At 73.9% G+C, this 12789-nt stretch carries 12 protein-coding genes; 4 read left to right on the top strand and 8 right to left on the bottom strand.

Features of this window, described 5'->3' with window-relative positions; genetic code table 11:
* Positions 1-247: 247 nt before the first annotated feature.
* The 3 genes from aceB to SLAV_RS40955 form a co-directional block, all read right to left on the bottom strand.
* On the bottom strand, positions 248-1867 hold the full coding sequence (gene aceB, locus SLAV_RS08595; protein WP_030237516.1) for a malate synthase A: 1620 nt from the start codon (positions 1865-1867) through the stop codon (positions 248-250).
* 272 nt (positions 1868-2139) lie between these two features.
* Positions 2140-2829 carry a nucleotidyltransferase family protein gene (locus SLAV_RS08590; RefSeq protein ID WP_234333810.1) on the bottom strand — a complete coding sequence of 230 codons (690 nt, stop codon included), beginning with the start codon at positions 2827-2829 and terminating at the stop codon, positions 2140-2142.
* On the bottom strand, positions 2751-2990 hold the full coding sequence (locus SLAV_RS40955) for a hypothetical protein (protein ID WP_158740825.1): 240 nt from the start codon (positions 2988-2990) through the stop codon (positions 2751-2753). Before SLAV_RS40955 ends, SLAV_RS08590 begins: the two co-directional genes overlap by 79 nt.
* A gap of 88 nt (positions 2991-3078) precedes the next feature.
* Here SLAV_RS40955 and yczR point away from each other — a divergent pair, with 88 nt between their 5' ends.
* Complete coding sequence (yczR, locus tag SLAV_RS08585) at positions 3079-4566, top strand: MocR-like transcription factor YczR (RefSeq protein WP_030237512.1); 1488 nt, start codon at positions 3079-3081, stop codon at positions 4564-4566.
* Here yczR and SLAV_RS08580 read toward each other — a convergent pair.
* The 3 genes from SLAV_RS08580 to SLAV_RS08570 form a co-directional block, all read right to left on the bottom strand.
* The gene (locus SLAV_RS08580; RefSeq protein ID WP_051841300.1) at positions 4563-5039 is read right to left on the bottom strand and encodes a hypothetical protein; all 477 of its coding nucleotides are present in this window, start codon (positions 5037-5039) and stop codon (positions 4563-4565) included. The genes yczR and SLAV_RS08580 overlap by 4 nt on opposite strands.
* Positions 5040-5157: 118 nt before the next feature.
* Positions 5158-5787: a response regulator gene (locus SLAV_RS08575; RefSeq protein ID WP_030237506.1), complete on the bottom strand. Its 630-nt coding sequence runs from the start codon at positions 5785-5787 to the stop codon at positions 5158-5160.
* Entirely contained in the window at positions 5784-7031 is a 1248-nt protein-coding gene (locus SLAV_RS08570; RefSeq protein WP_078950566.1) for a sensor histidine kinase, read from the bottom strand. Before SLAV_RS08570 ends, SLAV_RS08575 begins: the two co-directional genes overlap by 4 nt.
* Before the next feature lie 134 nt (positions 7032-7165).
* Between SLAV_RS08570 and SLAV_RS08565 the strand changes: the two genes are divergently transcribed.
* The gene (locus SLAV_RS08565; protein ID WP_030237501.1) at positions 7166-8254 is read left to right on the top strand and encodes an ABC transporter permease; all 1089 of its coding nucleotides are present in this window, start codon (positions 7166-7168) and stop codon (positions 8252-8254) included.
* Positions 8251-8943, top strand: a complete 693-nt coding sequence (locus tag SLAV_RS08560; protein ID WP_030237497.1) for an ABC transporter ATP-binding protein — start codon at positions 8251-8253, stop codon at positions 8941-8943. The genes SLAV_RS08565 and SLAV_RS08560 overlap by 4 nt, the downstream gene beginning before the upstream one ends.
* A 7-nt stretch (positions 8944-8950) precedes the next feature.
* On the opposite strand, the gene SLAV_RS08555 is transcribed toward SLAV_RS08560, so the two are convergent.
* The gene (locus SLAV_RS08555) at positions 8951-10210 is read right to left on the bottom strand and encodes an amino acid adenylation domain-containing protein (RefSeq protein WP_030237493.1); all 1260 of its coding nucleotides are present in this window, start codon (positions 10208-10210) and stop codon (positions 8951-8953) included.
* Positions 10211-10313: 103 nt separating this feature from the next.
* The gene (locus tag SLAV_RS08550; protein ID WP_030237491.1) at positions 10314-11117 is read right to left on the bottom strand and encodes an IclR family transcriptional regulator; all 804 of its coding nucleotides are present in this window, start codon (positions 11115-11117) and stop codon (positions 10314-10316) included.
* A 335-nt stretch (positions 11118-11452) separates the two neighbouring features.
* Here SLAV_RS08550 and allB point away from each other — a divergent pair, with 335 nt between their 5' ends.
* Positions 11453-12787, top strand: coding sequence for an allantoinase AllB (gene allB, locus SLAV_RS08545; RefSeq protein ID WP_388098736.1), 1335 nt, complete (start codon positions 11453-11455; stop codon positions 12785-12787).
* The last annotated feature ends 2 nt before the right edge of the window (positions 12788-12789 follow it).

Genomic DNA, 12789 nt, shown 5'->3' with positions numbered 1-12789 from the left:
GCGGCAACTCCGGTGCGTGGCTTGGAAAGTGGGGGTACCGCCGGCGCCGGTGGCATCGGAAAGGTGACACGCCCCCGCTTGTTACCGCTAGGTACAGCAAGGTTACGATGGAGTAACGGCCGACCATTCGGTCGGTGCGCGACCGGCGCGATACCGGCCCGCGACACGACTCCGCCCCCGTCGCCGGGGCGGCGACGGGGGCGGAACCGGGAGTTCGACCGCTGTGCGTTTCGGTCGAAGGCCGGTGTCAGCCGATCAGCTGGTCGTACGCGGGGAGGGTGAGGAAGTCCGCGTAGTCGGCGTCCAGGGAGACCTGCAGGAGGAGGTCGTGGGCCTGCTGCCACTTCCCGGCCGCGAAGGCCTCCTCGCCGACCTCGGCGCGGATCTTGGCCAGTTCCCCGGCGGCGATCTCGCGGGTCAGCTCGGCGGTGGCCCGCTTGCCGTTCTCGAAGACGACCCCGGCGTTGATCCACTGCCAGATCTGCGAGCGGGAGATCTCGGCGGTGGCGGCGTCCTCCATGAGGCCGAAGATGCCGACGGCGCCGAGGCCGCGCAGCCACGCCTCGATGTAACGGGTGCCGACCTGGACGGCGTTGACCAGGCCGTCGTAGGTGGGCTTCGCGTCGAGGGAGTCGATCGCGATCAGCTCGCCCGGGGCGACCGAGACGTCCTCGCGCAGCCGGTCCTTCTGGTTCGGCTTGTCGCCGAGGACCGCGTCGAAGGAGGCCATCGCGATCGGGACCAGGTCGGGGTGGGCGACCCAGGAGCCGTCGAAGCCGTCGTTCGCCTCGCGGTCCTTGTCGGCCTTGACCTTCTCGAACGCGACCTTGTTGACCTCGGCGTCCTTGCGGGACGGGATGAAGGCCGCCATGCCGCCGATGGCGTGCGCGCCGCGCTTGTGGCAGGTGCGGACGAGCAGCTCGGTGTAGGCGCGCATGAAGGGGGCCGTCATCGTGACCGCGTTGCGGTCCGGCAGGACGAACTTCTCGCCGCCGTCGCGGAAGTTCTTCACGATCGAGAACAGGTAGTCCCAGCGGCCCGCGTTGAGGCCCGCCGCGTGGTCCTTGAGTTCGAAGAGGATCTCTTCCATCTCGTAGGCCGCGGTGATGGTCTCGATGAGGACGGTCGCGCGGACGGTGCCCTGCGGGATGCCGACGTAGTCCTGGGCGAAGACGAAGATCTCGTTCCAGAGGCGCGCCTCCAGGTGCGACTCCGTCTTCGGCAGGTAGAAGTACGGGCCCTTGCCGAGGTCGATCAGGCGCTTCGCGTTGTGGAAGAAGTAGAGGCCGAAGTCCACGAGGGAGCCCGAGGCGGGGCCGCCCTCGAAGCTGAGGTGGCGCTCCTCCAGGTGCCAGCCGCGCGGCCGCATCACGACGGTGGCGAGCTGGTCGGCGGGCTTCAGGGCGTACGCCTTGCCCGTGCGCGGGTCGGTGAAGTCGATGCGGCGCTCGTAGGCGTCGATGAGGTTGAGCTGGCCGAGGACGACGTTCTCCCAAGTGGGAGCCGAGGCGTCCTCGAAGTCGGCGAGCCAGACCTTGGCGCCCGAGTTGAGGGCGTTGATGGTCATCTTGCGGTCCGTCGGACCGGTGATCTCCACGCGGCGGTCGTTCAGCGCGGCCGGGGCCGGCGCGACCTTCCAGTCCCCCTCGCGGACCTGTGCGGTGTCCGGGAGGAAGTCGAGGGTGGAGGTCCGGGCGATCTCGGCGCGCCGCTCGCCGCGTCGGGCGAGGAGCTCCGCGCGGCGGGGGGCGAACCGCCGGTGGAGCTCGGCCACGAAGGCAAGGGCCGCTTCGGTGAGGACTTCGTCCTGCCGGGGCAGGGGCTCGGCGTCGACGATGGCCAGCGGGGACGGCGCTGGTGCGGACATATCTGTCACTCCTTCAGCGGCGGTGCCTGGCGGCCGCGGGGAATGCTCGCGCGAGACGGCACGCAGTGCCGTCGGGTGTGGAGAGTTCCGGATAACGGTCGCGGGCGCCGTCTGTGGTTCAGGGCGCTTCTGACCAGTGGATAGTAATTTCCTCATGGTGGAAGTTCAATGGTTTGTTGATGTCGAGATTCTCTGAGTCGACAGATTCCGATCACCCGTGGCCCTCGGTGCCATAACGGTCACAGCCCGCTCAAGTGACGCACGAGCGTTCCTCAAGCCAGACGTGCCAGGTCGGGCGGCGTGTCGATGTCGAAGGGGGCGGCGACGTCCCCGCACTCCACCAGCATGACCTCGGCCGCGTGCTCCTTCAGGTGGACCCGCGCGCCCCGGTCCCCGGTCGCCGTCGCCGCGATGTCCGGCCAGCGGTCCGCCCCGAACAGCACCGGATGGCCGCGCTCCCCGTCGTACGAGGCGGCCACCAGGCTCGTCGGGGAGCGGTACGCCTCCCGTACCCGGGCCACCGCCCGCGCCCCGATGCCCGGCTGGTCCACCAGCGAGACCAGCGCCGCACCGGCCCCCGTCCCGGCGAGGGAGGCCAGGCCGACCCGCAGGGAGGAACCCATGCCCTCGGCCCAGTCCGGGTTGTCCACCACCACGCAGCCGCTCAGGTCGGCCCGCTCCCGGACCTCGTCGGCCGAGGCGCCCAGCACCACGTGCACCGGATCGCAGCCGGCCTCGCGCAGCACGCGCACGGCGTTCTCGACGAGGGGCCGCCCGCGGTAGGGGAGCAGCGCCTTCGGCCGCCCCCCGAGCCGGCGGCCGCCACCGGCGGCGAGGAGCAGACCGGCGACCGGGGCCGCCGCGCCCGGGCCCTCCGCGCCGGTCAGTGGGGCTGTGGAACGGTCGGGGCGGCCGTCGGGGCCGCGGCCGGGGTCCTGCTCTGTTTCCGCTTCTGCTGGCATGGCTGCGATTCTCGCTCCTCATCCGCGCCGCGCGGCCGCCGCGTCAGGAGGGCCCCCACGGTGGCCAGTGCCGCCCCGAGCCGCAGCGGCCGGGAGATCCGGTTCTCGGCGCGCAGCAGCAGGGCACGTTCGTCACGGTCGGTGAACACCTCGTACGGCATGATGGCTTCTCCTTGCCAATCGCGGGCCAATACGGCGAGTCTGGACCTCGATTGGCCTGGCAGGCAGAGCCAATCGGGGGAGGTTGGCATGGCATACGGGCGAGTGGTCCAGACGGCGGACAGGGCGATCGGCAGCCGCCAGCTCGCGGCGATGCTCCCGGACGAGGTACGGGCCCGCCCGGGCTACCGCTCCCTCGCCGACGCGCTGCGCACCCTGATCCTCGACGGCCGGATCGCCCTGCACGTGCGGCTGCCCGCCGAGCGCGAGCTCGCCGAGACCGTCGGCGCCAGCCGCGCCACCGTCACCGCCGCCTACGACCTGCTCCGCGAGAGCGGCTACGTCCGCAGCCGCCGCGGCTCCGGGACCTGGACCGAGCTCCCCGACGGCCACCGCCCGGTCGGCGCCCACTCCATCGTCGGCGCGGGCGGCTTCAACGCCGACGGCGACCCCGGCATCGACCTCGCCATCGCCGCCATGGGCGCCCCCGAGGGCAGCCTCACCGAGGCCCTCGCCTGGGCCGCGCCCCGGCTGCCCGCGCTCGCCCGCAACCCCGGCTACCACCCCTTCGGCCTGCCCGACCTGCGCGCGGCCGTCGCGGAGCGCTTCACCCGGCGCGGCCTGCCCACCCGCCCCGAGCAGATCCTGGTCACGGCCGGGGCCCAGCAGGCCTTCGCCCTGGTCGTCAGCCTGCTCTGCCGCCCCGGGGACCGCGTGGTCACCGAGAACCCCACCTACGCCAACGCCCTCGACGCCCTGCGCCACGCCAGGCTGCGCACCGCCTCCTTCGCCGTCTCCGACCGGGGCTGGGACATGGACGTCGCCGAGTCCACGCTGGGGCAGACCGTGCCCAGGCTCGCGTACGTGATCCCCGACTTCCACAATCCGACGGGCGCCCTGATGCCCGAGCGCCAGCGGCTGCGGCTGCTCGCCGCGGCCCGGGCCGCCGGGACCTGGCTGGTGGTCGACGAGACCATCGCCGACATCGCGCTGGACGTGCCCGCGCCCGCGCCGCTGGCCTCCCTCGCCGGGCGCACCGGCGCCGACCACGTGATCACCATCGGCTCGCTCAGCAAGACCCACTGGGGCGGCCTGCGGGTCGGCTGGATCCGGGCCACCGCCAAACTGGTCACCGAGCTGGCGGCCGTCCGCGTGTCCGCCGACATGACCGGCTCCGTGCTCGACCAGGTGGTCGCCCTGCCCCTGATGGACCGGCTCGACCGGACCCTGCCGGCCCGGCTCGCACAGCTGCGGATCCAGCGCGCGGCCCTGGCCCAGTCCCTCCAGCGGCACGCCCCCGAATGGTCCTGGCGGCTGCCGCCCGGCGGCCTGTCGCTCTGGGTGGACCTCGGCGAACCGGTCAGCTCCGCGCTCGCGGAGCGGGCCGCCGCCGCGGGCGTCCACATCGGCCGCGGCGCCCGCTTCGGGGTGGACCCGGGCACCTTCGAGCACCGCCTGCGGATCCCGTACACCCTGCCGGCGGACCGCCTGGACCAGGGCGTACGCCTCCTCGCACAGGCCTTCCACGAAGGAGTGCCCCTGGCGCCGGGGGTGGAACGCCCGTACTGGGTGGCCTAGCGGAGCCCGCGGAAGTACGCGTTCGACGCCGGCCGGAACATCAGGGCCACGGCCGTCAGGACCGCCCCCACGTGCAGGGCGCGGCTCGCCCCGAAGAGCCAGTCCAGCGCGTCCGCCCGGGCCAGCGCGTCGACGGCCGAGCCGCCGTCGAGCAGGTACCCCAGGGGCTGCAGGACCATCGAGGCGGTCCCCAGCACCCCCAGGCCCACCGCGAGGGCGGTCCGGGCCCACCGGGCGCCGCCGCGCATCCGCAGGGCGACGAGCACGGCGGCGGTGAAGACGAGGAGGCGGACCGCCAGACCGCTACCGATCTCCCCGGCCGATCCCGTCCCGTCCAGCGCCATCCGGCCCACGGCGAGGACCGTCTCGAACGCCCCCGCGCCGACGGCGGTGAGCCACAGCGCGTACGCGCCGCGGACCTCCCGGGGAGCGGGGGAGGTGGTCGGGCTCGGGCGCGCTGCGGTGGTGTACATCGGGGCTCGCTTCCGGGGTCGGGTACGGCGACCCCCCGATGCTCGCCCCGCCACCCCGGCGGACACCCGCCTGCCGGCCGGTGGGACGGGGCGGGGGACAGCCCCCTTGCGCGGCCCCCTACGGCGTACGGATCAGGCGGCGGGTGGCGGCCGCCGCGACCGCCGAGGTGCGGGAGTCCACACCGAGCTTGGCGTAGATGTGCACCAGGTGGGACTTGACCGTGGCCTGGCTGAGGAACAGCTTCTTGGAGATCTGCTGGTTCGACAGCCCGTCCGCGACCAGCTGGAGCACCTCCAGCTCCCGTTTCGTGAGCGCCTCCGCCGGGGTGCGCATGCGGTCCATCAGCCGCAGGGCCACCGCCGGGGCCAGGGCCGACTGACCCGCCGCGGCGGTGCGGACCGCCGCCGCCAGTTCCTCCGGAGGGGCGTCCTTCAGCAGGTAGCCGGAGGCGCCCGCCTCGACGGCGGCCAGGATGTCCGCGTCCGTGTCGTAGGTGGTCAGGACCAGCACCCGGGGGCCGCCGGGCCGCGCCGTGATCGCCGCCGTGGCCGCCGAACCGTGCATCCCGGCCCCGAACTGGAGATCCATCAGCACCACGTCCACCGGCTCGGACGCCGCCAGCTCCACGGCCCGCTCGGCCGTGGCCGCCTCGGCGACCACCGCGAAGTCCGGTTCGGTGTCCAGAACGGCCCGCAGCCCGGCCCGCACCACCGGGTGGTCGTCGGCGAGCAGGAGACGGATGGTCACGGTGCCTCCACGGGCAACGGCAGGGTGACGGCCACGGCGGTGCCCTGGCCCGGGGCGGACTCCACGGTGAACAGCCCGCCCAGCGTCTCGGCCCGGGCGCGCATCGCGGGCAGACCGAAGCCGCCGCCGTCCGAGGCGGCCGGGGAAGCCGAGGACGGGTCGAAGCCCCGCCCGTCGTCGACCACGTCCAGGGTGACCGAGGCGTCCATGAAGGTCAGGGTGATCTCGGCGCGCCCGGCCCCCGCGTGCCGCACCACGTTGGCGAGCGCCGACTGCGCGATCCGCAGCAGCCCCACCTCGTACGGGGTGGGCAGCACCCGGGGCGTGCCGCTCACCGAGAACCGCACGCGCGGGCCCGGCGCCCCCGAGCAGAGCCGCTCCAGCGCCCCGGCCAGGGAACCGTGCTCCAGGTCGGGGGGCGTCAGGGCCCGTACGAAGCGACGCGCCTCGGCGAGGTTCTCCTGCGCGGCCTCGCGGGCCCGGGCGATGTGCTCGGCGGCCGGGGCGTCCGGCGGGAGCGTCCGCTCGGCCGCCCGCAGCAGCAGCTGGATGGAGGACAGGCCCTGGGCGAGGGTGTCGTGGATCTCCCGGGCGAGCCGCTCGCGCTCGGCGAGGATCCCCGCGCCCCGCTCGGCGACGGCCAGCTCGGCCCGGGTGGTGATGAGCTCCTCGATCAGCTCGCGGCGCCGCTCGCTCTCCCGGTACAGCGCCTGGTAGCCCAGTACGGTGGCCACCGCCACCGCCCCGCCCAGCAGCGGCCCGAGGAAGGCCCCCGGGGTCACCGCGCCGCTGTGCGCCAGGAACCCCCCGATCGCCGCGCAGGCGGTCACCGCGACGGCGGCGATGCCCCAGGGCCGCCGCAGCAGGTGCAGCTCCAGGAAGTACAGCGGGAAGGCGATCCACAGCCCGTCCGGGGACACCACCAGCAGTGCCGCCCACACGGCGGCCAGGGAGGCCAGCCACAGCGCCGAGGCCCGCGTGGAGCGCCCCACCGCGGGGACCAGCACCCCGGCCGCGTACACGGCGGCCAGCAGCGCGCAGACGCCGACCACCCACCCGGCCCGCGGCGCGGAGTCGGCGACGGCCCGCCCGGCGGCCAGCGCGAGCAGCCCCGCCAGCAGGGCGTGCAGGCACAGCCGCAGGACGCGGGAGACGGGGGTCGGGGAGCGGAAACCGGCGCCGGGGAGCGCACCGGAGCGGGCGGGGGCGTCGGCGCGGTCGCGGGCGCGGGGAATGACAGACATGGCCCGACCAGCGTAAGTCGACGGCCCGGGCCCCCGGTCAACCAAAAGTTCGATGTCGGGATGCCACCTTCGATACCAGGATCCCTACCGTGGCGCGATGCCCGGTGACCACGGGGAAGACCAAGGTGGGGGACATGTTCGTCGCATGGAGAGATCTACGGTTCGCCAAGGGCCGCTTCGCCCTCATGGGCTCGGTCGTACTGCTCATCACGCTGCTGGTCGGCCTGCTGTCCGGGCTCACCTCGGGCCTGGCCCGGGAGAACATCTCGGCCATCACCGGCCTGCCCGCCACCCGGCTGGCCTTCGCCGAGCCCTCCGGGGACCAGAAGGTCTCCTTCACCGGCTCCCAGCTGCCCGAGAGCTCCTGGCGCGACTGGCGCGCCAGGCCCGGCGTGACGGCTGCCGATCCGCTCGGCATCCGCACCACCAACGCCGTCTCGGGCGAGCGGACCGCCGCCGTCTCCGTCTTCGGCGTCGAGTCCACCGGCCGGCTCGCGCCCGCCGGGGCCGGGCTCGGTCAGGGGAGGGTGGTCCTCACCGAGAAGGCCGCCCGGGAACTGGGCGGGCTCACCGCGGGCGGCCGGCTGAAGGTCGGCCCGCTGGAGCTGACCGTGGCCGCCGTGTCCGGCACCGCCGCCTACAGCCACACCCCGGTGGTGTGGATGGACCTGAACGACTGGCAGCGCGTCGGCAACCCCGGCACCTCCCTCGAAACCGTCGCCACCGTCCTCGCCCTCGACGGCTCGGGCGCCGTGGACTGGGCCGCGGGCGACCGGGCCTCCGGCACCCTGACCCAGACCGTCGACGAGGCGCTGGGCGCCATAGGGTCCTACCAGGCCGAGAACGGCTCGCTCCAGCTGATGCGCGGCTTCCTCTTCGCCATCTCCGCGCTGGTCATAGGGGCCTTCTTCACGGTCTGGACGATCCAGCGCAGCGGCGACATCGCCGTGCTCAAGGCGCTGGGCGCCTCCACCCCGTACCTGCTCAAGGACGCCCTCGGCCAGGCGGTGGTGATGCTGGCGATCGGCACCGGTGCCGGAACGGCGCTGGCCGTCGGCATCGGCGCGCTGATCAGCGGGGGCGACGTGCCCTTCGTCCTCGACCCCGCCACGGTCCTGGTCCCCGCCACGATCATGATCGTGCTCGGGGTGCTGGGCGCGGCCCTGTCCATCCGGCGGATCACCGCCGTAGACCCGCTGACCGCCCTCGGGAGCGCCCGATGACCCTCCTCGTCCACGACGTCACGCTCACCTACCCCGACGGCGACGGCCGCCTCACGGCCCTCGATCACGTGTCGCTGGAGGTTCCGGCCGGGACCCTGACCGCGATCGTGGGGCCGTCCGGCTCCGGCAAGTCCAGCCTGCTGGCCGTCGCCGCCACCCTGGTCACCCCGGACTCCGGCGCGGTCGTCGTCGCGGGCCGGGAGACCACCCGGATGGGTGCCGCCGAGAAGTCGGCCCTGCGCCGGGAGAAGATCGGCATCGTCTTCCAGCAGCCCAACCTGCTGGCCTCGCTCACCGCCGTCGAGCAGCTCCAGGTGATGGCCCACCTCTCGGGCCGGCCCTCCCGGCAGCTGCGCCGCAGGGCCCTGGAGCTGCTGGACGCGGTCGGCCTCGCGGACAAGGCCGACAAGCGGCCCCACCAGCTCTCGGGCGGCCAGCGCCAGCGCGTCAACATCGCCCGCGCGCTGATGAACGAGCCGACCGTGCTGCTGGTCGACGAGCCCACCAGCGCCCTGGACCACGAGCGCGGCGCGGCCGTGCTCGACCTGCTGGTCACCCTCACGCGCGAGCGGTCCACCGCCACGGTGCTGGTCACGCACGACCACGCCCACCTGGACCGGATGGACCGCGCCGCGACGATCACGGACGGCCGCCTGGTCCAGAACCCGGACCCGGTCGTCGCGGCCTAGCCGGGGTTCAGCGGCCGATCGGGGTGGCGTCCCGGAGGAGTTCCAGGCGCTGCCGGGCCAGCTCCAGGTGGCGGGGGTCGAGCGAGGGCAGGGCCCCCAGGAGCCGGATGAGCTCCGGGCCGGCCTCGGCGGCCGCCGCCCGGTCCTTGAGCTGGGTCCAGCAGTACAGGGCGCCCGCGGCGGCGCCCTTGACCTCGGGGGCGTCGGGGGACTGGCGGGCCAGCCGGCTCACTCCGACGCCGGTCCACAGCCGGGTCGCGAGCCGGAAGTCGCCCGCCATGCGGGCGAGGTCGGCGCGGATCTCCGTCCAGTGGGTCGCCTCCGGCGAGGCGGGCCCGTACGCCCGCAGCACGTGCGCCTCCCACGCCTGCGCGAGCGCGTCCGCCTCGGCGTGGCGGCCCGCGGTGGCCAGCGCGTGGATGTGCGGCCGCGGATCCGGCCCCCCGCCCGGCAGCTCCCGCGCGCCGTCCCCGGCGACCGCGTGGACGCCGTCCCGCTTTCCGTCCGCACCGCTCTCCCGGCGGCGCGAGGGCCCACCGTCCGGCACGCCCCCTCCGTACCCGGCCCGCCCCGGGGCCTCCGCCGGGCGGGCGGCGAGTTCGCGGGCCGTCGGGAGGACGAGGGTGCCCGGGGGGAGGGCGGCGGCGCCCACCGCGAGGGCGTGCAGCCGCAGGTTGTCCGGCCGCCCGGGGCTGCTGCGCAGCTGCTCGATCCACTGCCGCGTGTAGCCGCTCACCCCGTTGCCGCCGCCCGCGAATCCCGGGGGCGCCACCACCCCGTACACCTCGACGGAGGGCGGGGCGGGCAGGCTGCCGTACTCCTGGAGCAGCGGCCAGGCGGCCTTGTCCGCCGCGAGGTCCAGCAGCACGGTGGTCAGCCCGGCCGGCCGCTCGCGCAGCTCGGAGCCCAGCCACTCCCACGGCAGGCCGGTGTGGCGGACGCTGGCCGCCGTGGTCCCCGCCAGGCACAGGTGCAGCCGCCGGCCGCGGCGGTCGACGGTCAGCCGCCCGGACAGGTAGACCAGCAGCGGACCCGGTGTGGCGGCCGCCGTCCGCAGCCGGGTCAGCACGGTGTTCGGGTCGCGGGCCCCGTCGAGGTAGGTGGTGTCGCTGGGGACCGTGCTGTCCAGCAGCACCGGTACGGGCACCACCCCCAGCGCGGCCAGATTGGCGCTCGGCGCGACCTGGACGGCGCGGCGGCGCACTGCGGCGTCCCCCGCTATGAGGAGTACGTGCCCCCGCTGCTGCTCCACCGCGATGCTGTGCATGAGCAGACCGTACTCATTCCGCGGGGGCCCCGGTGGCCCCTCGCGCAGGAGCGCGCCCTGGACGCCGGGGCCGTTTCGGCGGGTCGCCCGCCCGCGGGGCCGGTCAGGCCGGGTTCTGGCTCTGGAGCGCCACCGACAGCTCGGCGGCCACCCCCTGGAGGATCGGCACGAAGGACTCCGCCACCGCCTCGGTGACGCGCCCCGCCGGACCCGAGATGGAGATCGCGGCGGCGGTCGGCGAGTTCGGCACCGACACGGCCAGGCAGCGGACTCCTATTTCCTGCTCGTTGTCGTCGACCGCGTAGCCCACCGCGCGGACCTGCTCCAGGGCCTCCAGGAAGCCCTCGGGCGTGGTGATGGTCTTCTCGGTCGCGGCCGGCATCCCGGTGCGGGCCAGCAGGGCGCGCACCTCGTCGGCGGGGGTGTGGGCGAGCAGGGCCTTGCCCACGCCGGTGGAGTGCGGCAGCACGCGGCGGCCGACCTCGGTGAACATGCGCATGGAGTGCTTGGACGGCACCTGGGCGACGTAGACGATCTCGTCGCCGTCGAGCAGGGCCATGTTCGCCGTCTCGCCGGTCTCCTCGACCAGCCGGGCGAGGTAGGGGCGGGCCCAGGTGCCCAGGAGCCGCGAGGCGGACTCGCCGAGGCGGATCAGCCGGGGGCCGAGGGAGTACCGTCGATTGGGCTGCTGGCGTACGTAGCCGCACGCGACGAGGGTGCGCATCAGGCGGTGGATGGTCGGCAGCGGCAGTCCGCTGGCGGCGGAGAGCTCGCTGAGGCCGACCTCGCCCCCGGCGTCGGCCATGCGTTCGAGCAGATCGAAGGCGCGCTCAAGGGACTGGACGCCACCGCTGGCGGCGGTGGGCTTGGCGGAAGCGTCGGTGGTGCTGGCGCTGGACGTCGGCACGGCGCGGTCCTTTCGGTGCTGGCAGGCAAGGAAGCAGCCTACCGGTCGGTCGGCGTCGGCCCTAGAGCCGGGGCCCGGCCGTCCCCGCCGGTCAGAGCCGGTTTGTCCGGTGGCGGACGTCCTTCGGAAGTTACCCGTCCGGCATCCGGTGGTGATAGCTACATTCTGGATAGTGAAATCTTAATTCCATCCTGTGGAAACATCCAATTGCGGCTCGCCGGGGTGGGCGGTCCGTCCGGCGACTCTTGACTGGCCCCCGATCGGGGTGAAGACTCCGTCAACAGAACGTTGAATTTCGCTCTGTGGAAGTAGATGGGGAGGTTCCGGTGGCCGACGTGGCTGTGGAACTGGTACTGCGCTCGACGCGCGTCATCACCCCCGAGGGGACGCGCGCCGCCTCGGTCGCCGTCGCCGGCGGGAAGATCACGGCCGTGCTGGCACACGACGCCGAAGTACCGGCCGGAGCCCGGCTGGAGGACTTCGGCGACGACGTCCTGCTCCCCGGTCTGGTGGACACCCACGTGCACGTCAACGACCCCGGCCGCACCGAGTGGGAGGGCTTCTGGACGGCGACCCGCGCGGCCGCCGCCGGCGGCATCACCACGATCCTCGACATGCCGCTCAACTCCCTCCCGCCGACCACCACGGTGGACCACCTCCGCGTCAAGCAGGAGGTCGCCCGCAGCAAGGCCCACGTGGACGTCGGCTTCTGGGGCGGCGCCCTGCCGGACAACGTCAAGGACCTGCGCCCGCTGCACGACGCCGGCGTCTACGGCTTCAAGTGCTTCCTGTCGCCCTCCGGCGTGGACGAGTTCCCGCTGCTGGACCAGGAACAGCTGGCGACCTCGCTCGCCGAGATCACCGGCTTCGGCGGCCTGCTGATCGTGCACGCCGAGGACCCCCACCACCTGGAGTCCGCCCCGCAGAACCCGGGTCCCAAGTACGCCGACTTCCTCGCCTCCCGCCCCCAGGACGCCGAGAACACCGCGATCCAGAACCTGATCGCCCAGGCGAAGCGGCTGAACGCCCGCGTGCACGTCCTGCACCTGTCCTCCGCCTCCGCGCTGCCCCTGATCGCCGCGGCCAAGGCCGAGGGCGTGGCCGTCACCGTCGAGTCCTGCCCGCACTTCCTGACGCTCACCGCCGAGGAAGTCCCCGACGGCGCCACCGAGTTCAAGTGCTGCCCGCCGATCCGCGAGGCCGCCAACCAGGACGTCCTGTGGGACGCGCTCGCCGACGGCACCATCGACTGCATCGTCTCCGACCACTCGCCCTCCACCGCGGACCTGAAGACCGGCGACTTCGCCACCGCCTGGGGCGGCATCTCCTCCCTCCAGCTGGGCCTGCCGGCCATCTGGACCGAGGCCAGGAAGCGCGGACGCACCCTCGAAGAGGTCGCGCGCTGGATGTCCACCGCCCCGGCCGCCATCGCCGGACTGGCCGCCAAGGGCGCCATCGAGGCCGGCCGCGACGCCGACTTCGCCGTCCTGGCCCCCGAAGAGACCTTCACCGTGGACCCGGCGCACCTGCACCACCGCAACCAGGTCACGGCGTACGCGGGCAAGACCCTGCACGGCGTCGTGAAGTCCACCTGGCTGCGCGGTACGCAGATCGCCGACCACGGCATCCCGACCGAGCCCACGGGCCTCCTCCTTGAAAGGCAGAACTGACA

Origin of the sequence: Streptomyces lavendulae subsp. lavendulae, assembly GCF_002803845.1 — a bacterium.
Classification (GTDB): Bacteria; Actinomycetota; Actinomycetes; order Streptomycetales; family Streptomycetaceae; genus Streptomyces; species Streptomyces lavendulae.
The sequence above is the reverse complement of the archived record's forward strand: the minus strand, read 5'-3'. Positions and strand labels throughout refer to the sequence as shown.